This window comes from Klebsiella sp. F11 (assembly GCF_056712265.1).
The window spans coordinates 3,603,818-3,621,845 of sequence record NZ_CM160060.1; the positions used below are offsets into that span (position 1 = coordinate 3,603,818).

The 18,028-nt window shown below is 48.8% G+C and carries 20 protein-coding genes, 1 tRNA gene and 1 pseudogene; 7 read left to right on the top strand and 15 right to left on the bottom strand.

All coding sequences use genetic code 11. The features are described 5' to 3' along the window. Positions 1 to 14 precede the first annotated feature (14 nt). Together AC1M2H_RS17855 and AC1M2H_RS17860 are read right to left on the bottom strand one after the other, a co-directional pair. On the bottom strand, positions 15 to 1,871 hold the full coding sequence (locus tag AC1M2H_RS17855; RefSeq protein ID WP_480148422.1) for an acyltransferase family protein: 1,857 nt from the start codon (positions 1,869 to 1,871) through the stop codon (positions 15 to 17). A gap of 190 nt (positions 1,872 to 2,061) precedes the next feature. Continuing rightward, positions 2,062 to 2,334, bottom strand: coding sequence for a hypothetical protein (locus tag AC1M2H_RS17860; RefSeq protein WP_480148423.1), 273 nt, complete (start codon positions 2,332 to 2,334; stop codon positions 2,062 to 2,064). Positions 2,335 to 2,608: 274 nt separating this feature from the next. Here AC1M2H_RS17860 and AC1M2H_RS17865 point away from each other — a divergent pair, with 274 nt between their 5' ends. Both AC1M2H_RS17865 and AC1M2H_RS17870 read left to right on the top strand, forming a co-directional pair. Beyond that, a complete protein-coding gene (locus AC1M2H_RS17865; protein WP_480151833.1) occupies positions 2,609 to 3,640 on the top strand; it encodes an IS630 family transposase in 1,032 nt (343 codons plus the stop codon). 26 nt (positions 3,641 to 3,666) lie between these two features. Further along, positions 3,667 to 4,083, top strand: a complete 417-nt coding sequence (locus AC1M2H_RS17870; RefSeq protein WP_480147914.1) for a VOC family protein — start codon at positions 3,667 to 3,669, stop codon at positions 4,081 to 4,083. Between the two features lie 43 nt (positions 4,084 to 4,126). Here the strand turns inward: AC1M2H_RS17870 and AC1M2H_RS17875 are convergent, their stop codons facing one another. From AC1M2H_RS17875 to AC1M2H_RS17890, 4 genes are all read right to left on the bottom strand, one after another. After that, positions 4,127 to 6,241 (bottom strand): hypothetical protein, encoded by a 2,115-nt coding sequence (locus AC1M2H_RS17875; protein WP_480148424.1) that lies wholly within the window; start codon positions 6,239 to 6,241, stop codon positions 4,127 to 4,129. Positions 6,242 to 6,264: 23 nt separating this feature from the next. Then, a complete protein-coding gene (locus AC1M2H_RS17880; protein ID WP_480148425.1) occupies positions 6,265 to 6,843 on the bottom strand; it encodes a tail fiber assembly protein in 579 nt (192 codons plus the stop codon). Then, positions 6,843 to 7,568 carry a phage tail protein gene (locus AC1M2H_RS17885; protein ID WP_480148426.1) on the bottom strand — a complete coding sequence of 242 codons (726 nt, stop codon included), beginning with the start codon at positions 7,566 to 7,568 and terminating at the stop codon, positions 6,843 to 6,845. Before AC1M2H_RS17885 ends, AC1M2H_RS17880 begins: the two co-directional genes overlap by 1 nt. Positions 7,569 to 7,627: 59 nt before the next feature. Next, a protein-coding gene (locus AC1M2H_RS17890; protein ID WP_480148370.1) for an IS1 family transposase occupies positions 7,628 to 8,322 on the bottom strand; the annotation gives its coding sequence in 2 pieces (ribosomal slippage) (positions 7,628 to 8,076 and positions 8,076 to 8,322; 696 coding nt in all). A gap of 52 nt (positions 8,323 to 8,374) precedes the next feature. Between AC1M2H_RS17890 and AC1M2H_RS17895 the strand changes: the two are divergent. Further along, a pseudogene (locus AC1M2H_RS17895) lies at positions 8,375 to 8,911 on the top strand (tyrosine-type recombinase/integrase); the annotation flags it as partial. A gap of 344 nt (positions 8,912 to 9,255) precedes the next feature. Here the strand turns inward: AC1M2H_RS17895 and AC1M2H_RS17900 are convergent. The 5 genes from AC1M2H_RS17900 to AC1M2H_RS17920 all read right to left on the bottom strand — a co-directional run bounded on the left by AC1M2H_RS17900 (position 9,256) and on the right by AC1M2H_RS17920 (position 12,671). Continuing rightward, positions 9,256 to 9,696 carry a hypothetical protein gene (locus tag AC1M2H_RS17900; RefSeq protein ID WP_204111837.1) on the bottom strand — a complete coding sequence of 147 codons (441 nt, stop codon included), beginning with the start codon at positions 9,694 to 9,696 and terminating at the stop codon, positions 9,256 to 9,258. Beyond that, positions 9,696 to 10,154 (bottom strand): type II toxin-antitoxin system HicB family antitoxin, encoded by a 459-nt coding sequence (locus tag AC1M2H_RS17905; RefSeq protein WP_115193215.1) that lies wholly within the window; start codon positions 10,152 to 10,154, stop codon positions 9,696 to 9,698. Before AC1M2H_RS17905 ends, AC1M2H_RS17900 begins: the two co-directional genes overlap by 1 nt. Beyond that, on the bottom strand, positions 10,147 to 10,395 hold the full coding sequence (locus AC1M2H_RS17910) for a type II toxin-antitoxin system HicA family toxin (protein WP_032722434.1): 249 nt from the start codon (positions 10,393 to 10,395) through the stop codon (positions 10,147 to 10,149). Before AC1M2H_RS17910 ends, AC1M2H_RS17905 begins: the two co-directional genes overlap by 8 nt. 416 nt (positions 10,396 to 10,811) lie before the next feature. Next, positions 10,812 to 10,899, bottom strand: a tRNA-Ser gene (locus tag AC1M2H_RS17915). Between the two features lie 143 nt (positions 10,900 to 11,042). Further along, entirely contained in the window at positions 11,043 to 12,671 is a 1,629-nt protein-coding gene (locus AC1M2H_RS17920; RefSeq protein ID WP_480148427.1) for an ABC transporter substrate-binding protein, read from the bottom strand. Between the two features lie 267 nt (positions 12,672 to 12,938). On the opposite strand from AC1M2H_RS17920, the gene yccA reads away from it, so the two are divergent. Both yccA and tusE read left to right on the top strand, forming a co-directional pair. Further along, positions 12,939 to 13,598 carry an FtsH protease modulator YccA gene (yccA, locus tag AC1M2H_RS17925; RefSeq protein WP_041144843.1) on the top strand — a complete coding sequence of 220 codons (660 nt, stop codon included), beginning with the start codon at positions 12,939 to 12,941 and terminating at the stop codon, positions 13,596 to 13,598. Between the two features lie 87 nt (positions 13,599 to 13,685). Then, positions 13,686 to 14,015 (top strand): sulfurtransferase TusE, encoded by a 330-nt coding sequence (tusE, locus tag AC1M2H_RS17930; RefSeq protein WP_426815205.1) that lies wholly within the window; start codon positions 13,686 to 13,688, stop codon positions 14,013 to 14,015. On the opposite strand, the gene yccX is transcribed toward tusE, so the two are convergent. The 3 genes from yccX to AC1M2H_RS17945 are packed head-to-tail and all read right to left on the bottom strand — an operon-like array spanning position 14,012 to position 15,707. Continuing rightward, a complete protein-coding gene (gene yccX / locus AC1M2H_RS17935) occupies positions 14,012 to 14,293 on the bottom strand; it encodes an acylphosphatase (protein ID WP_480148428.1) in 282 nt (93 codons plus the stop codon). The two genes, tusE and yccX, sit on opposite strands and share 4 nt — an antisense overlap. Before the next feature lie 52 nt (positions 14,294 to 14,345). Beyond that, entirely contained in the window at positions 14,346 to 15,134 is a 789-nt protein-coding gene (locus tag AC1M2H_RS17940; protein WP_480148429.1) for a helix-turn-helix transcriptional regulator, read from the bottom strand. A gap of 18 nt (positions 15,135 to 15,152) precedes the next feature. Further along, complete coding sequence (locus tag AC1M2H_RS17945; RefSeq protein ID WP_480148430.1) at positions 15,153 to 15,707, bottom strand: YbhB/YbcL family Raf kinase inhibitor-like protein; 555 nt, start codon at positions 15,705 to 15,707, stop codon at positions 15,153 to 15,155. 218 nt (positions 15,708 to 15,925) lie between these two features. Here AC1M2H_RS17945 and rlmI point away from each other — a divergent pair, with 218 nt between their 5' ends. Next, positions 15,926 to 17,101, top strand: a complete 1,176-nt coding sequence (gene rlmI / locus AC1M2H_RS17950; protein ID WP_480151979.1) for a 23S rRNA (cytosine(1962)-C(5))-methyltransferase RlmI — start codon at positions 15,926 to 15,928, stop codon at positions 17,099 to 17,101. Between the two features lie 59 nt (positions 17,102 to 17,160). Continuing rightward, the gene (hspQ, locus tag AC1M2H_RS17955; RefSeq protein ID WP_041144837.1) at positions 17,161 to 17,478 is read left to right on the top strand and encodes a heat shock protein HspQ; all 318 of its coding nucleotides are present in this window, start codon (positions 17,161 to 17,163) and stop codon (positions 17,476 to 17,478) included. Positions 17,479 to 17,511: 33 nt separating this feature from the next. Here hspQ and AC1M2H_RS17960 read toward each other — a convergent pair whose 3' ends face one another. Continuing rightward, a complete protein-coding gene (locus AC1M2H_RS17960) occupies positions 17,512 to 17,925 on the bottom strand; it encodes a CoA-binding protein (RefSeq protein WP_426815208.1) in 414 nt (137 codons plus the stop codon). Positions 17,926 to 18,028 lie beyond the last annotated feature (103 nt).

Genomic DNA, 18,028 nt, shown 5'->3' on the forward strand with positions numbered 1-18,028 from the left:
GCTCTTAGTAATGTTTAAAGCCTCTCATTCGTTTTTCTATTATCACTAATCATTTCATATACGTGAGGGGCCATAATCTTAGCAACAGTTAAAGATAAATGATTATCGTCAAATGAGATAGGGTGATTTTCATACATCATGGAGCAAGAATTACCGTCACATAGATATTTTTCGAAATGGAATATATTTACGCCATTCTTAAATTCAATCTTTTTAAAAGTTGCATCATCATAAGCGAAACCCTTATTAACTATGAACTTTGCATTTGCTAAATCGTTAGGTACGTTTACACCGGGTGATGGAATCTGGTCTAAAACTGTTACTCTCTTACCGCCGTCAGTAAGCTTCTTGACTGTATTTTCAAAACCTTTAACAAAACCACTATATTTCTCATCCCCTTCATACTTGCTGTAGTTGGCTGCAAGAACCACATTTTTAATGTTTTTATTATTTAGAATAAAATCAAGAACGCGGACATTATGAGTTTGACACTCCGGCCTTTCGGTTGAGGTGAAGCCTACCACTGGCGGACACGCTGAGTAAGTGGCTGTATATAGGCTTGTCAATTTAGACAGCGCATAGGACATCTCGGCCCCATGACTATCACCCCAAACAAACAAGCTCGGTTCAATATCTTTTGCACCTAAAACACAATACTGCGTAGTTTCCGGAACGCCTGAACTGAAATGACACTTGTCTCTTACAGGGCTGTAGTCTTTAGTTGAGGATAAAATATATGCTTTTTCATCACTAAGTCTATCTGACCATCCCTTAAGAGGCCATATTGCTAACGAAGTCAAAAATAGTAATGAATATGCAACACTAGAATGTTTGAAAATTCTCATTCTATCATAGGATTGCTTGTTTCTAAAAGGTGCCTCAATAAACCTTGTCGAAAACCAAGCGATTAGAATCGATAAAACAACCAACATCTCTCTTGATAGATTGAGATCTATTATATATTTATCATGAGAAAAGACTACAAGCGGCCAGTGCCATAAATAAAGGGAATAAGAAATCACACCGATAAAGACAAACGGTTTTAAAGCTAGCATTTTTCCTACGAGAGTATCCTCTGCGTTCAGTATAATGAGGGTTGCTCCAAGTACTGGTAGAAGTGCGGCGTAGCCGGGGAAAACAGTCTTCGATGTAAATGTAAATATAGAAAATAATATTAGCAACAAACCAAGAATGGAAAGCACCTCGTTTTTGCCCCTCCCTTTCGCTTTTTTGAATACTCCTGCAGCTGCAAGAGCACCGAAAGACAGCTCCCAATACCTTGTATGAAGAAGGTAGAATGATTCTGTAGGGTGGTTCTTTGTAAGAATTGCGCTAAACGCAAATGATACAATAGCAAAGAGCGAAAGAATCAAACCTACTCTTGATTTAAAGTATTTAAATGATAAAAATAACACAATCGGAGATATAATATAAAACTGCTCTTCTATACCCAAAGACCATGTATGAAGAAGAGGTCTTTGCTCTGCATCAGTCGAAAAATAACCAGACTTTAAGAAACTTACAATGTTCGAAGCAAAAAGAAGAGTCCCTATTATTTCCTTTGGTAGAAAGGAATAGTTATCTGGGGCAAGAAAAAAAGGAGATGCAATCAAAACAAATAAAATAACGCATGTCAGAGCTGGAACTATCCTCCTAATTCTTCTTTCATAAAAGGTTAATAGACTGTAGGTTCCATTATTAATATCGTTTATTAAAATCTTTGTGATTAAATACCCGCTGATAACGAAGAATATATCTACACCAACATACCCACCACTAAATCCAGAATACCCAACATGAAAAAGCAATACAGGCAATATTGCTACCGCACGTAAACCATCAATATCTTTACGATATTTAATACTGCTCATTGTAACCCCTCACCAGTGAGCCCTACACAAGATCATTCACAAAGGCCAAAGCCAAAGAAATCACTTCTATCAAAACCACCTCGCTTTGTCCAGCAAGAAAACTTAATCTTTGACAGCTATAGATGAGGGTATTCTTATTTTTTATGGATCAGGGACTTCCTTGTCGTAAAAAATTAATACTTGCGTATAGTTAGCTGCCCAGTAGCTCGGTTCTGTATTTGATTTCAGCCTCAACCAAAGGGTTTCCCTCCCCAGAGTAGGTGAATGAATACTCCTTGCCTCCTTTAAGAAACCCGCCTTCTACTGAGACCTCAAACTGGGCTACCGCTTGATTACTTGTAGATAGCGTCATGCTGACAACCTCATACAATAACACTTCCGTTGATATCTCATCTTTCATTTCAATCCCTATCCCTGGAAGTCGGTATCTTTTTACAATTTCTTGCTCTATAGAAAATGACACATTTCCTCCTTAGACTATTTGTCTTGATTTTGTTCCAGATTGCAGGGCGAATTTAAATGGCTTCCCTGAGGCCATTGATATGTTAGCCCCCGTATCAGTTACCAATAGAGATGAATTGTTCACCAAAGAACTACCAGTAACATCCGACCAAATTGTAACTTCTTGACCGGTCAGGCCCAAAATTTGTGTCACAGCAGTTGCTGAAGTTAAAATTATATACCCGTGATCATTGAAACTGCTTGATTTCGTCGGTGCTGAGGATCATGCTCAGGCCATGAACGTAAAACTGACCTCCGCACAGATTGCCGCCCTTGAGGCTCAGCACCGGCAGAGTCGTGACCGCCGTGTCTGCGACCGGATACGCTGCGTGCTGCTTTCTGCTCAGGGCTGGTCTCCTGCCATGATTGCGCAGTCTCAGCTCATTCATGAGACCACGGTTCTGCGTCATCTATCGGATTATCTCAGCGACGGTAAGCTCACCTCTGATAACGGCGGTTCGCAGGAGCATCTGACTCCCGGGGAGTCTGCCGAACTTCGTCAGCTTCTGACTGACACTGTTCACATCACGACGGCCAGTATCGTGTCGCTTGTCCGTGACCGCTTCGGTGTGCGCTACAGCATTCCGGGTATGAATAAGTGGCTTCACCGCAACGGGTTCACCTGGAAAAAACCGTCAGGTATTCCCCATAAGTTCTGCCCGGCACAACAGCAGCAGTTCATGACGCATTATGAAGCGCTGAAGCAGGCTGCCGGTGACAGCGAACCCATTCTGTTTATGGATGCGGTACATCCGACGCAGTCAACGAAGCTGAGCTGTGGCTGGATAAGAAAGGGGGAACTGAAAGCGGTGAAAACCACCGGGAGCCGGACCCGCCTGAACATCATCAGCGCCCTCAGCGTGAACGACCTGGCCCGGACGGTGACCCGTGATTATCCGCAGATTAATGCGGATGCTATCTGCCGTTTTTTTATTGCAGTTCGCCAGACTTATCCGGTGTCGCAGAAAGTGCATCTGATACTGGACGGTGCGCCTTATCACCGGGCATCGCTGGTTAAGGACTGGGCCTTCGTGATGAATATTGAACTGCATTATCTGCCGCCGTACAGCCCGAACCTGAACCCGACAGAACGGTTGTGGAAGGTGATGAATGAGCATGTGCGGAATAACCGGTATTTTGCGTCAGCGAAAGCCTTCAGGGACGCGATAAGAGGATTTTTTGAACGAACCCTGCCGGAACTGGGGCAGAAACTGGGCTGTCGTATCAACGACAATTTTCAGGTGCTCAGTTCCGTGTCAGAGACATAACGACGTATAGCGTAAGGTGTTCACCTGTGAACAAAATAACTCTCATTGATCATGTTGCAATAACTGTTGCCGACCTTGAAGTATCTTACTGTTTTTACGATAAATTGTTTGGTGCAAAAATTCATGCAGAGTACGCCCCCTTTGGGAAACTGCTTGTAAGGCAGGTATCGCTGGGTGATATTGTCCTGAGTTTACATCAGGTTGAGAATGGCGTGGAACTTGTAGCTAAAAGGCCAATGCCAGGGAGTGCTGATTTATGCTTCCGGTGGGGAGGGACAATTCTCAGCGTGTTAGAGCTACTTGAGAAAAACGATATCGAAATAATCCATGGCCCGGTGCCCCGTGAAACGAGTTCAGGTCAGCCATCACAATCTGTTTTCTTTCGGGATCCTGATGGAAATCTGCTGGAGTTAATGGCTGCTGATAATAAAGACCAAGGTTAAAATACTCAATAAAGTCAAAAATAAATATTTTCATCTGCAGGACTTAATGTGGCTCCCTGAAACAATCTGCACTTTGAAGTTTATTGAGTATAGTATTTTTACCGTATGCGTTTATGACCGAATTGCTCGTTCTTAGGAAAGGCGAACCATACGATCTGATTTCATTATCAGCATTACCTGCTGCTAGTGAATAAATTAAGTCATTAGCGGTATGGGTAACGTCCTCAACTACGTTCCCTGAACCTTTGAAATATATTACTGGACCAGATGTCTTTTCTGTTGTCCCAACAATAATATGTAAAGCATCAACTAAGCACGATGTTCCAACAGCTAACAATCCTGACTTGGTATTTGTTAGCGATCCAGACGATGTTTGATAAGTTGTTGACGCTCTGATTACCCCACTAAACCTAGTGTAATTCCCAACAACTATTGGGTAATCGTCTGCATTTGTTCCATCTCCTGGATTGCACCTGTTGAAATGCGCATCTTTAAATACACACCTTGAATTCGTTGTTGCTGCACCATAATACCACTTCACCCCAGCATATGGATATGCCGCAGATTCACCAGCTGCAAAATTAGGGTCATTAAAGGTTATGAATTGCCCGGCGTTATACATGAAATGCGTAAGTGTTGAATTCTGAGTGGAGAATAAAGCACCATCAAACACATTCTTCGTTGCAGAAGCCTCTATACGGACAACATTATTTGTAGCATCAAGATTCCGCCATGATTCACATTTAATGTCTTTAAATCTACAGTGCTCGACAAATCCTAGATTAAGTGCGTATGGTGAAAACTCAATGTGCAAATGGTTTAAACTTAAGTTGTTTGAGTTATCTGTCCCTGCAGATCCAATATAACAGGCAGGTGTAATACCAGCTCCAGCGGAGTCAGAGCAGTACATTAATCTTATATTGCTTAAGCTACCATCCCATAACTCATTGCAATACATGCCCTGTTTGAATCCAATTGCAACAAGACCGCTAATCTCAAGCTGTGCCCCACAGTAATTAAATGAGAATGCCCTTCTATTCGTTCTGGTAGAGAAAGTATCGTAACCAGGAGTGTTAAAGAAATCGTATGAAACTATTTTAATGTCTTTAATATTACATCCTGTAACTCTGTTAGCACTAGAGTCAGACGATGATGTAACCTTAAAAACATCTGCGGATGAAAATGAGTCCCTTGTAATTATGGCAGTACCATTACCTCCATTAACACCTGCAGTCGCACCAGGAGTTCCTTTAACTTTTGGGTCCGCTCCTCGCACCTCAACAGATGATAGCCATATACTAAAAGGAGGAAGAACCACCCATCTTTTCCCATTATTATATTTGAATGTTTGATTCAATATTTCAGCATTGATATTTGGATCAGATGTTAAACCAACTCCGTAGCTTCTAGTTGGGATGTCGTTACCTAAGTTTAGTTTCCATGCACCTGAAGCACCTGTCGGGTCAATGTTAGGTGCAATAAACAGCCTTGGGTATTGTGTTACAAAAGAGCTCATGTCTGAAATGTCATATATCCAATCACCATGCCCCATATCATAAGCACTAAACGCCCCTTTAGTTTGAATTCTCGCGGAAATTATAGGTGCAATAAGCCTCAAATCCTCAATTGTGGATGGTGCACCAATCAGTAATTGTCCGTCGCTTGAGAATAAGTTTTGACGAAGCGTGTCTCCATCCATCAGAACGAAGTGAGTGACGTCATTTGCGAAACTGACCGCATCGATACCAGTGGTGGTAAAACCGACGTCAGTAGTGGCATTCAGGCGGTAATACTGGTTATCGTAGCGGATATACTGGTTACGGGCGCTAAACTGGAACGGGCCGTCTTCATAGTCGCCCAGGAAAACATAGCCAGAGCTGTTCAGGAACTGCAGGAAGCGACTTTCTTTGTCTGCCTGTGCAACATCGAAAGCAGTTTCCTGTTCCGTGATTTGCGAGGTAAATAGAGATTCAAAGTCACTCAGCTTTACAGTGAAGGCAGACTCCATGCCATACCATGTCATACGGTTGCGGCCAAGCCTGTCAGCCCAAAGGGCTGATGTAACATCGTTCAGGGCCAGATCTAAATTCTGCGAGTTATCGCGAATGTCGAGCACGCTTGCCGACGGAACAGGGTTGCCCGTTAAATAAAATGGCATATTAGTATTACCTCAGAAACAGATCAGACGGGGATTTCGGGCCAGGCGATATCAGGGGCGGTAGTTGTATCAATACGGCTAAGAACGACCCGGTATTTTTTCCACTCTGCCAACTGAGCTATTTCATCATCAGTCTGAATGCCCAGTTCGACGGCATCATTCAGGGGGGCTATTTTTTCGTTAACCTCCCGCATCAACTTAGTCAGCAGTTCACCTGCTGCATTAACATCGGCCTGGTGTTTGGCTTCCGGGTCACCAATCCAACCATCGCCATTCCATTTTTGGTAGCTGTCAGCAGGTGCTATTGCTGTCACGTCATCCGGCAGGGCACCTAGCTCAGAAATCTCTACGGGTTCTCCAGATACGATGCTGTATACGATTTTTCCGCGATGGTCCTCAAAAATAGACCACAGGCCCGCAGCGGTATTGAAAACCGCCGTTTCTCCTGTGATTGTTTCGGGTGGTGAATTTTGAGTGCTGTAGGCAGGCAAGCCAGTGTGAGGCGGGATCGATAATTCTTCAACGCCCACCAGCTCCCCCGTATCGCTGCTGATATGATAAGCAGTTACCACCTGAGGTTTGTCAGACATTTCAAAAGCCATTATGCGAGCCTCACGATGTAGTTAAATGCGATGTTTTTGACGGTGTTTTCTGCGTTACCAGCAGCATCAACCGTAATGATGTGCGAGTGGGCGCCAAGAGCCAGGGTGTGCGTATGCGCGCCGGCAGTAGAGGTTGTGCCAAAGTTATTGGCGCTGTTGCTGCCAACCTCCTGATCGCTACCACCCTGCTTCTGCATACCACCACCCCACGTGTGAGAGTGATCTCCGTTACTGCTTGTTGTTTTCGTACCGAGATCTGTGGATGTCGCAGAGGCTGTATGTGCGTGCGACTTCACGCCATCCTGCTCTTGCGAAAGCACCGCTCTACCTGAAGACGGCTTACCTTTGATAGTCCATCCCCTCATATCAGGGAGAACACCAGATGGGTATACTGCCGCGAGTAACGGGTAAGCTGTCAGGCTGAATGTTTGTCCTTGCATAAATGCAAAGGAGCCGGCGGAAGGTAAGGAGTCAGATGGCCATGCGATAGGCGTGCCCGCTGGTACAGTTGCGGACGATATTGTTTTTAAAATCTGAAAAATCTGGGTCGAATCATCCGGGTTAAGTGTAAGACCAAATCCCTCAACAACATTTACCAGTTCAGTTTGAACTGCATTAAACCATTCGGCAACCAGCCTTGTTGGCGCAATACCGCTTGCAACTTTTCCGTTAGTAAAAAGGCCATCAAGGGCCGTGAGTGGCTCAACGTCACTTATTTTTAACATGGCGATACCTGCAAATTAAAATATCTACATTAAGTTTCAGTATTTGGTAATGCCTCCAATCAGTAGAACATGTACTTTTCGATGAAGGCACCGATGACCTTTTCGTGCAATTCGATGGAACGTGAAAAACATATTGTTTTGCGTGCCAGCCGCTTGATACGGGTTCGCAGCGTCAGATTGTTTCGCTCAATGCGCTGTGTGAAAATTTTACCAGTCAGATGTATCTCCTTCGGCACCTCTCTGGCATAACTGCCCCAGTTATCGCTGGTAATCATGCCGATGCTAAAGGGCGTCAACAGGGCCAACAGTTCCCGACATGTCTCATCGGTACGTGGGCCGAAAGTATAAGCCAGTACGCCACCCGTTTTGGTATTGTAAGCATACCAGAGCCAGTGCTGCCGGGCTTTACTGCCAACAAAGCCCCACTGCTCATCAAGCTCGCAGATGAGTGCCACATCGGCATGAGCGACAGGAGAAGCGGTTATCCGGGACGGCGAGAGCTTTTTAATGTCCGTATGACGGTATTGATACCGACCTTAAGAACTCTGGCGGTATCGCGGACGCCGGCACCGTTGTGTGCCAGTTCAACTATCTGTTCTTTTACACCGGGTTTTCTGGCTTCACAGGTATAAGCCAGCTGAAAAACGCGGCGACATGACCGGCAACGAAAGCGCTCGTGCCCGGAACAGCTGTGCCCATGGCGATAAACAGAATCGGAATGGCAACGAGGACAATGAACAGTAACGGTAGCCATAGAAAGCCCTAAATACCAGTAGCATATCATGGTTTTCTATCGATTGAAGGCATTACCCGATGAGGATTATCTGGCAATTTATCAACATGCTCGCACAGAGATTCAGGTGGCAATGGAGATCTCATATCTGTGCGCAGCACGAGAAGGCGATGTGTTTGATTTAAAGATATCTGACCTGATGGAACGCGGGATTTTCATTGAACAGAATAAAACAGGGAAAAAGCAGATTAAAGAATGGTCCCCTCGTCTGCGCGATGCGATCGAAATGGCACGGATCCATTTAGTTGGTCGGTCAGCTGCAGGTTACGTTATCCCAAGCCCATCAGGTGGCAGGCTAAACCGAAAAACGTTTAACACCTGGTGGAATGATGCCAAGAGAGAGGCAGCGTTAAAATTAGGCAGAAAGATCCCCGGGACCTTTCACGATATCAAGGCAAAGGCGATTTCCGACTATGAAGGCAGTAGCAGGGATAAACAACTTTTCTCAGGTCATAAAACTGAAAGTCAAGTTATAATCTATGATCGAAAAGTAAAAATCACACCAACTCTAAACTTTGATCCTCTTGTCGCCGAAGAAAAAGCCCGCTAACGCGGGCTTTGATATAGAAAGATTACGCTGCTTTTTTCTCAGAGCAGTTGCAAAGTGGAATAGGAAATGGTCTTCCTTTCTTTGCGTGACGCACTACACCATCTACACATACGGTATAGCGAAAAATAATCTCGCAAGTATTGCCACATTTGCGACAGGTTCCAGTAGCCATAAGCTTACTTCCCTGCATACCTGTAAATCCATACAGATTGCACTTTGTTGGGAGAACCACTACACTGCGCTTGTCAAAGAAGAGTGTTGCGGTTGAATTACCTCCATACTCTGCGGAATGTGTTAGAGCACTTTCCGCTCCTCTAAAGCCCTGTTAGAGCAGGGCTTTAATTTTATTCTTCCGTTGCAACCGAAGGAATGTACCAAGGCAAATCGATACTTTGCATAGGTGTATTCTGCATCGTTGACTCAAGGGCCAACTTCATGGATATCGAATAAAAGTTCTCAAAAAACCAAGAGTTTTCTTTACAAAACTCATCTGTAATAGGCTGTTTATCTTCAACATCAAAGTAAACTAAAATTTTAGAATTTACCTCGAAGGCGAGACCGTCCTCATTTGGGTTTTCAGGATCTTCTAGAGCCTGTTCGTCAAAACCTTTGATTGATGATTCGACAATGATCTGAATATTACCCTTCTCTTCAGACTCATCATAATCATATCCAAACTGGCATTTATCCACGGATAGCTTAAATCGACCGCCTTCGCTGTCCTTATGCTGTACGAACTGCGAAGATGAAATCTCGAATCCGCCGTATTTAATTTTTTCTAGCATCAGTGACGCGTCCCTTTGCTGATAGCACCGACCCACTTAGTCTCACGCAATGAACTGGCATTGTATTCATGGGCGAATACTTCTGTTTTCTCGCGCTTTTCAATGTGGAAGTGGTATTCCGTTTTACCGACGACTTTCTCTTCGATTGCTGACTTAACATAATCATTGAGACTTTTACCGTCAGCACATGCTGCCAGATACGCTTTCTTATGCAAATCAGGTCCGATACGAACGTTAAACGTACCACTCATAGGCTTCTCTGGATCTTTATTGAGAGCCATACAGGTTTCAAGATAATCATCGACAGCTTCTTCGAAGGCAGACTGCAAACCATCAAGTGTTTCCGCCTCGTACGTAACAAGATCATTTACGCATTGAATCTTCCCATGGAGAACTTTGTCCTCTAAAGAAAACTCAACACTTCCAAAATAACCTTTAAATTTCAGCATATTACTCATAATTATCTAGCTCATCTAAAAGAGCCCTAACATCCTTCAGCACGTACTCTTTTACGATATTGCCTGGGTGAGGACAGTGATAGGAGACCAAACGACCATTTTGATTAACAAATTTTCGCCTAGAACCAGTGCCATTGAGGACATTAAAGCCATATTGACCCAGCAAAGTAACGAGCTCATCCCAGGTAAAATCTTTCGGAAGCGATCCAAGTCGCTCGCGTAGTTTCTTACTTTTACTCATTCCAGTATATCCATCAAGGGCCTGATTGCAACTAAAATCCAGTTGCAGACATTGTAACGGAAAAGTCGCGTAAGAAGCATCATGAATATAAGTGTTTCTTACTAACCCGTGAGTTTTGAAGGAGAATCAAAATTTTAATATAGGTAAAACAGATACTTAATCACATAACAGCAAAGAAACAACGGTCAATAAAAAAGCAATGATAGGGCTAAAACGACCAAGAAGTGAGCACAATGCTTTGTTCTTTGCAAAGTAGGGTTATTGTATCAAGAAAATTCTGAAAGGGATGAGTGCGAGATGTAAAAGATATGTATATGAAGGAAATCAATCATGGAATATACCAAGTGAATATACCAACACTATACCAAGAGCCCAAAGCAACAAGGGGCTACCTTTCGGTAACCCCTTGTTTTATTTGGCGGAAGCGTAGAGATTCGAACTCTAGAACCCTTTCGGGTCGCCGGTTTTCAAGACCGGTGCCTTCAACCGCTCGGCCACGCTTCCGGTATGGGGCGCACTATAAACACCTCTGTTCAGGCTGTAAAGCACGATCTTGTTCAACTGCCTTAAAAATAAACAAAAACGTGTTATTCGTCTGAAAATCAGGCGGTTTGTGCAGAATTTCAGCGTCAGGCGCCCTCTCAGCGTTAATGTTTTTTGATGTACATATCCCTGGTGAAGTAGTACCCCAGCTTATCCGGCGTAAATCCGCCAACCCACGGCTTCACCAGATGCGTGCGGACGTAGTGGTAAACCGGGACGGCCGGGACATCTTTGCCCAACAGATCCTCCGCCTGCTGATAAAACTTGCCGCGGGTGGCAACGTCCGGCGCTTTAGCCGCATTACGCAACGCTTCATCGTACGCAGGGTTGCTGTACTGGCTGGTGTTTTCACTATCGCCGGTACGGAAGTTATTGAGGAAGGTTGCGGCATCATCATAATCGGCAATCCACGCATAGCGCACGGCATCAAAGTTATGCGTATGCATGGTGTCGAGCATCGTTTTCCACTCCTGGTTTTGCAGCTTCGCCTCAACGCCGAGGTTTTTCTTCCACATCGAGCTGGCGGCAATCGCCACACGCTGATGCGATTCGGAAGTGTTGTAGAGCAAATTGAACACCAGCGGGTGGCTGTCGTTATAACCGGCTTCGCTCAGCAGCTTTTTCGCCTCGGCAATACGCTTGTCGCGCGGCCAGCTGGCATAGTCAGGGTTCTGCAGCTTTACGCCGCCAATATCAGGCTGGCTAATTAGCCATGCCGGACGCTGACCCTGTCCCAATACCTTCTCCGCGATGATGTCTTTATCCAGCGCCATATTCAGCGCCAGCCGGACCCGCGGGTCGTTAAACGGCGGCTTCGTGGTATTGAACTCATAATAGTAGGTCGCCAGCTGCGGCGAGACGTCCAGCTGCTCGCCCATGGTTTTTTTCAACTGAGCAAACTGGTTAATCGGCACCGTATAAACGATATCGATTTCCCCCGCTTTATAGCGGTTAACATCTGCCGCCTCGGAGCTAATGGGCAAATAGGTCACTTTATTGATGACGGTATCGGCATTATCCCAATAGCGCGGATTGCGCTCGGCCACAATACGCTCGTTCACCACCCACTGGGACAATTTATAGGCGCCGCTGGTCACCATATGCTCGGGTTTGGTCCACTTCTCGCCGAAGCGACTAACCAGCACTTTATCAAGCGCCACCAGAGACGGGTGCGCCAGCATCGGTAAGAACGCCGCGTTAGGCTGGCTTAAGGTGACTTCCAGCGTGGCGTCATCGATAGCCTTCACGCCCAGCGTATCGGGCGTTTTTTTACCCTGCGCGATATCCTGAGCATTCACAATATGCATATTCCCCAGATAGCTGGCGTAGGGTGATGCCGTAGCCGGGGAGACCAGCCGCTGCCAGCTCCAGACAATATCCTGCGCGGTAATCGCGGTCCCGTCAGACCACGTGATGCCCGGGCGAAGATGGAACGTCCAAACGGTGTTATTTTTATTTTCCCATTTCTCGGCCAGACGAGGCTCAATCTCGCCCCCGGGAGAGACGCTGACCAGCCCTTCGAAGAGATCGCTGATGATGTTGAATTCAACGTCGCTTTCGACTTTATGCGGATCCAGCGATGAGGGCTCGCTGCCGTTATTTCTGACCAGCTCCTGCTTCTCTGCCAGCGCGGTCCCAACCGGGACCTGCGCAGCCAGAGCCGGCGCCGCTGCGGCGAGTAAACCCACCATCATTAATGCCTGCGTGATGTCGTTATATTTTTGTAATTTCATATCCCTTGCCTTTATGACGCTTCGTTTGTACCCTCTCCACACTTAGCCACAGAATGGCTATAACGCAATATTTTTCAGTAACCTATCAGATTTCGATCTGGTTTTCGACGCTAAACGCACAAACACACTGCCTTTTGGTTATTCATCGGAATAATATGCTAGTCACTTGCGTTGAGGTCTAAGTAAAGATGGGTAAAAGCACTATGGCTTCCGGCGTGGTTTTTTTATGCTGCATTATTAATAACATCTGTCATAAGAGAGTGACTCATGGATCGTATAATTACGTCGTCGCGTGACCGTTCATCGCTGCTCAGCACGCACAAAGTTCTGCGGAATACCTATTTCCTGCTCAGCCTGACGCTGGCATTTTCTGCCATCACGGCAACGGCAAGCACGGTCCTGATGCTGCCTTCTCCCGGGCTGATTCTGACCCTGGTCGGCATGTACGGGCTGATGTTCCTGACCTATAAGCTGGCCGATAAGCCCTCGGGTATCCTCGCGGCCTTCGCCTTTACCGGCTTCCTGGGCTATATCCTTGGGCCGATGCTTAACGCCTATCTGTCAGCAGGTATGGGTGATTTGATCGGCCTGGCGCTGGGCGGTACCGCGCTGGTGTTCTTCTGCTGCTCGGCTTACGTGCTCACGACCCGCAAAGATATGTCTTTCCTTGGCGGAATGCTGATGGCGGGCGTCGTGGTGGTGCTGATCGGTATGGTTGCGAATATCTTCCTGCAGCTGCCGGCTCTGCATCTGGCCATCAGCGCGGTGTTTATTCTGATTTCATCCGGCGCCATTCTGTTTGAAACCAGCAACATCATCCGCGGCGGCGAAACCAACTATATCCGCGCAACCGTGAGCCTGTACGTGTCGCTGTACAACATCTTTGTCAGCCTGCTGAGCATTCTGGGCTTCGCCAGCAAAGACTAATCTCTCCCGCGTTCTTCTCGGGCCCTGCTTATGCGGGGCCTTTTTTTTTGCTAAACTGCCGCCAGTTTTAGCGGTGTGTGAAGAATTATGTTGATCTTTGAAGGCAATGAAATTGAGACCGATAGCGAAGGCTATCTGAAAGATACCACCCTCTGGAGTGAAGCCCTGGCCACGGCCATTGCCGGGCAGGAAGGTATTGTCCTGTCGGCTGAACACTGGGAGGTCGTGCGTTTTGTTCGCGACTTTTATCTGGAGTTCAACACCTCGCCGGCCATTCGGATGTTAGTGAAGGCGATGGCAAATAAGTTCGGCGAAGAGAAAGGCAACAGCCGCTATCTCTACCGTCTGTTCCCCAAAGGCCCCGCCAAACAGGCAACGAAAATTGCCGGCCTGCCCAAACCGGTGAAATGCATCTAGTACAGGATAGAGAACTTTTGCCACTCTCTGGTGGGCTGATGGGGCTCGGTATGCACCCGGTCGACCCGCGCGCTGCGGGGCCCGCCCTCCTTCAGCCAGTTAACCAGCGCCGCCACCTGCTCCGCCTCGCCGCAGGCCAGAACCTCGACGCTGCCGTCGTCAAGATTGCGCGCATAGCCCGTTAGCCCCAGGCGTAGCGCCTCCCGCTGCGTGGTGTAGCGAAAGCCAACCCCCTGAACTGAACCATATACCCATGCCATCGTGCAGAGCGTCGCCATGATTAATCTCCTTTGTTGCCAATAACTCTATGCTGAGAATAGCAAATTCTGGCTAGCGTACGTGTTTCGGCAGCAGGCCATAGTGCTGGCGAAAGCGCGCCGTGAAACGCGAACCGGACTGATAGCCGCTGTTGAGGGCGATCTCACCTATCGGTAATGAGGTCGATTGTAGCTGGCCGAGGGCATAGGCCATACGCACCTCCTCAACAATCTGGCGAAAACTTTGATCTTCCTGCTGCAGGCGACGGCGCAGCGTCGATTCGCCAAGAAACAGCATCTTCGCCACCCGCGGGACGCTCCACGCCTGCGCGGGCGACAGCATAATAATTTGCCGCACCTGGCCGCTCAGATTCTGCTGCCTCTCATTGAGCAGCGGCCCGGCGTAGCCCGCCTGATGCAGCGCCAGCAGCAGCCCCATCGCCTGATGATGCTGAAGCTCCGCCGACAGCCCGCCGCGCACCGCCTGCAGGACGTTTTGCCACATAAACAGCAGATCCGGCGTTACCGGCGCGCACAGGGAGGTGAGCCGCCCGGGCTGCGGCTCGCTCATATAGCGCGCTTTAAAATCCGCCAGCAGGTCGGGCGTCAGGGAGAGCAGATCGGAGCAAAAAAGCCCGTTATCCGGCTGATTAATCACCTCGAGCTCAAGATCGGCTGGCAGAATAATCAGCTGCTGCGGGGTGGCCAGCATCTGGCTGACGCCCTGAACGATAATTTTGCTGCCGCGATTGACCCGGCACAGAGCGGGGGCAAATAGCGTCACGCGATGCAGTTTATACAGCCGCCGGGAAGTGATTTCCGCCGCGCTTAAGGCGTTATGGCGAAAGTTTATATTCTGCATCAGGCCATCCTTATGGGGTTAGCGCCCCGCCCTTGCCGTCAGCTGCGCGCTGGCGATAGCGTGGCTATGCAACATAAATCCGACCAGCGCGCCGCTGGCCTGCGCATCAATGGGTAATGTCGGCGTATCAAGCGCCCATACGGTAAAGCGGTAGCGATGAGGCCTATCCCCGGCGGGCGGACAGGCGCCGCCAAATCCGGCATAGCCAAAATCATTGCGTCCCTGCACCGCTCCGCCCGGCAGTTTAGCGCCGTTTTTATCCCCGGCGCCAGCGGCTAAACTCGTCACGCTGCTGCTGATATTCACCACCGTCCAGTGCCACCAGCCGCTGCCGGTTGGCGCATCCGGGTCATAGGCAGTGACGGCAAAACTACGGGTCCCCGGCGGCGCATTTTTCCAGGCCAGCTGCGGCGAGACGTTGCCGCCGCTGCAGCCAAAACCGCTGAACCAATGAGCCTGGGCGAGGCTTCCTTCATCCCGCATATCGCCGCTGGTCGCCTGAAACTGCGCCGCCGCCGCGCTACCGCTCATCGCTAACATCAAGGCCGTTGCCAAGCCAAATCCCGTTTTCATTGTATTTTCCTCCGTTGGGTTGAGGAAAACACTGTAAGATCCGCGGGTGATCTTTATTGTGCCAAAGTGCCTGCGTTTTGTGCCGAAACGCTCACCTGCTCGCGCAGAGGGCATGGTGCTTGCGGCGGCCACATGTGCTAACCTACGCGCCATTTTTCGGTGCCGACATTCCCGTTGCTAAAGGTAGCCCCATGACAGATTCCATTTTCCCCCGCTTAGTGTTGACCAAAGGACGCGAGAAATCCCTGCTGCGTCGCCATCCCTGGATTTTCTCCGGCGCCGTCGCCCGTATGGAAGGTAAAGCCCGTTCCGGCGAAACCATCGATATTGTCGATTCGCAGGGGAAATGGCTGGCCCGCGGCGCGTTCTCTCCGTCGTCGCAGATCCGCGCCCGCGTCTGGAGCTTTGACCGCAACGAGGAGATCGATATTGCCTTTTTCGAACGCCGTCTGCAGCAGGCGCAAACCTGGCGCGAATGGCTGGCGGCACGCGATGGCCTCGACAGCTATCGCCTGATTGCCGGCGAGTCCGACGGGCTTCCGGGCGCCACCATTGACCGTTTCGGCAATTTTTTCGTTCTGCAGCTGCTCAGCGCCGGCGCCGAATACCAGCGTGCCTCCATCGTTAGCGCACTGCAGACGCTGTTCCCCACCTGCTCTATTTACGATCGCAGCGATGTCGCGGTACGTAAAAAAGAGGGTCTGGATCTGGCCCAGGGGCTGGTTACCGGCGAAATGCCGCCTGCGCTGCTGCCCATCACCGAGCACGGAATGCAGCTGCTGGTAGATATTCAGGGCGGCCACAAAACCGGCTACTATCTCGATCAGCGCGATAGCCGCCTGGCGACCCGCCGCTACGTTGCCGACAAACGCGTCCTCAACTGCTTCTCCTATACCGGCGGTTTCGCCGTTTCCGCGCTAATGGGCGGCTGCAGCCAGGTCATCAGCGTCGATACCTCCCAGGAGGCGCTCGACGTGGCGAAGCAGAATATCGAACTGAACCGGCTCGATCTCTCCAAAGCTGAATTTGTCCGCGACGACGTCTTTAAGCTGCTGCGTAAGTATCGTGACCAGAATGAAAAGTTTGACGTGATCGTGATGGATCCGCCGAAATTTGTTGAGAACAAAAACCAGCTGATGGGCGCCTGCCGCGGCTATAAAGATATCAACATGCTGGCTATCCAGCTGCTCAATCCCGGCGGAGTTCTGCTGACCTTCTCCTGCTCAGGCCTGATGACTACCGATTTATTTCAGAAAATCATCGCCGATGCCGCAATTGACGCCGGACGTGATGTACAATTTATAGAACAGTTCCGCCAGGCTGCCGACCATCCCGTGATCGCAACCTACCCGGAAGGTCTGTATCTGAAAGGGTTTGCCTGCCGCATCATGTAACTTGAAAAGTGGAACGTCGCCCGCATATAGCAGGTAATAACGTTTCCCAGGAGGTGCCTATGATTGCCAGCAAATTCGGTATCGGCCAGCAGGTTCGCCATACTCTGTTAGGCTTCCTCGGCGTTGTCGTTGATATCGATCCAGAATATTCGCTTGCCGAGCCGGCGGAGGACGAAATTGCGGCCAATGACGAGCTGCGGGCACTGCCCTGGTATCATGTGGTGATGGAAGATGAGGATGGTCAGCCCGTTCATACCTATCTTGCCGAAGCGCAGCTCAGCAGCGAGCCCAGCGACGAGCATCCTGAGCAACCCTCAATGGACGAGCTGGCAAGGACCATTCGCCAGCAGCTGCAGGCGCCTCGACTGCGCAACTAGCAGAAAAAACCCCGCCGCTGCGGGGTTTTTTATTTACTTCGCCAGCCCTAACCTCGGGATTTCAATCGCCGGGCAGCGATCCATCACCACGTTTAGCCCAGCCTCACGCGCCAGGACGGCCGCCTGCTCGTTAATCACTCCCAGCTGCAACCACAGCGTCCTGGCGCCGATGGCAATAGCTTCCTGAGCGACGCCCAGCGCCGCGTCGGAGTTGCGAAATACGTCGACCATATCCACTTTTTCCGCCACATCAGCCAGCGTTGCGTAGCCCTGCTGCCCCAGCAGCGTTTTACCCGCCACCTTTGGCGAAACCGGGATCACGTGATACCCCTGCTCCAGCAGATACTTCATCACCCGATAGCTTGGGCGGTCCGGTTTGTCGCTGGCGCCCACCAGCGCAATAGTCCGGGTTGAGGTCAGAATGCCGGCAATATCGTTCTCTTTCATTTTATCCTCCCGCTATTTAGCCCAAGTGTAAGCTAAACCAGGCTAACCGGCCATCCGCTCCGATTAATGGATACGTCAAAATTTTTCACCCTGAGGCTTGCAG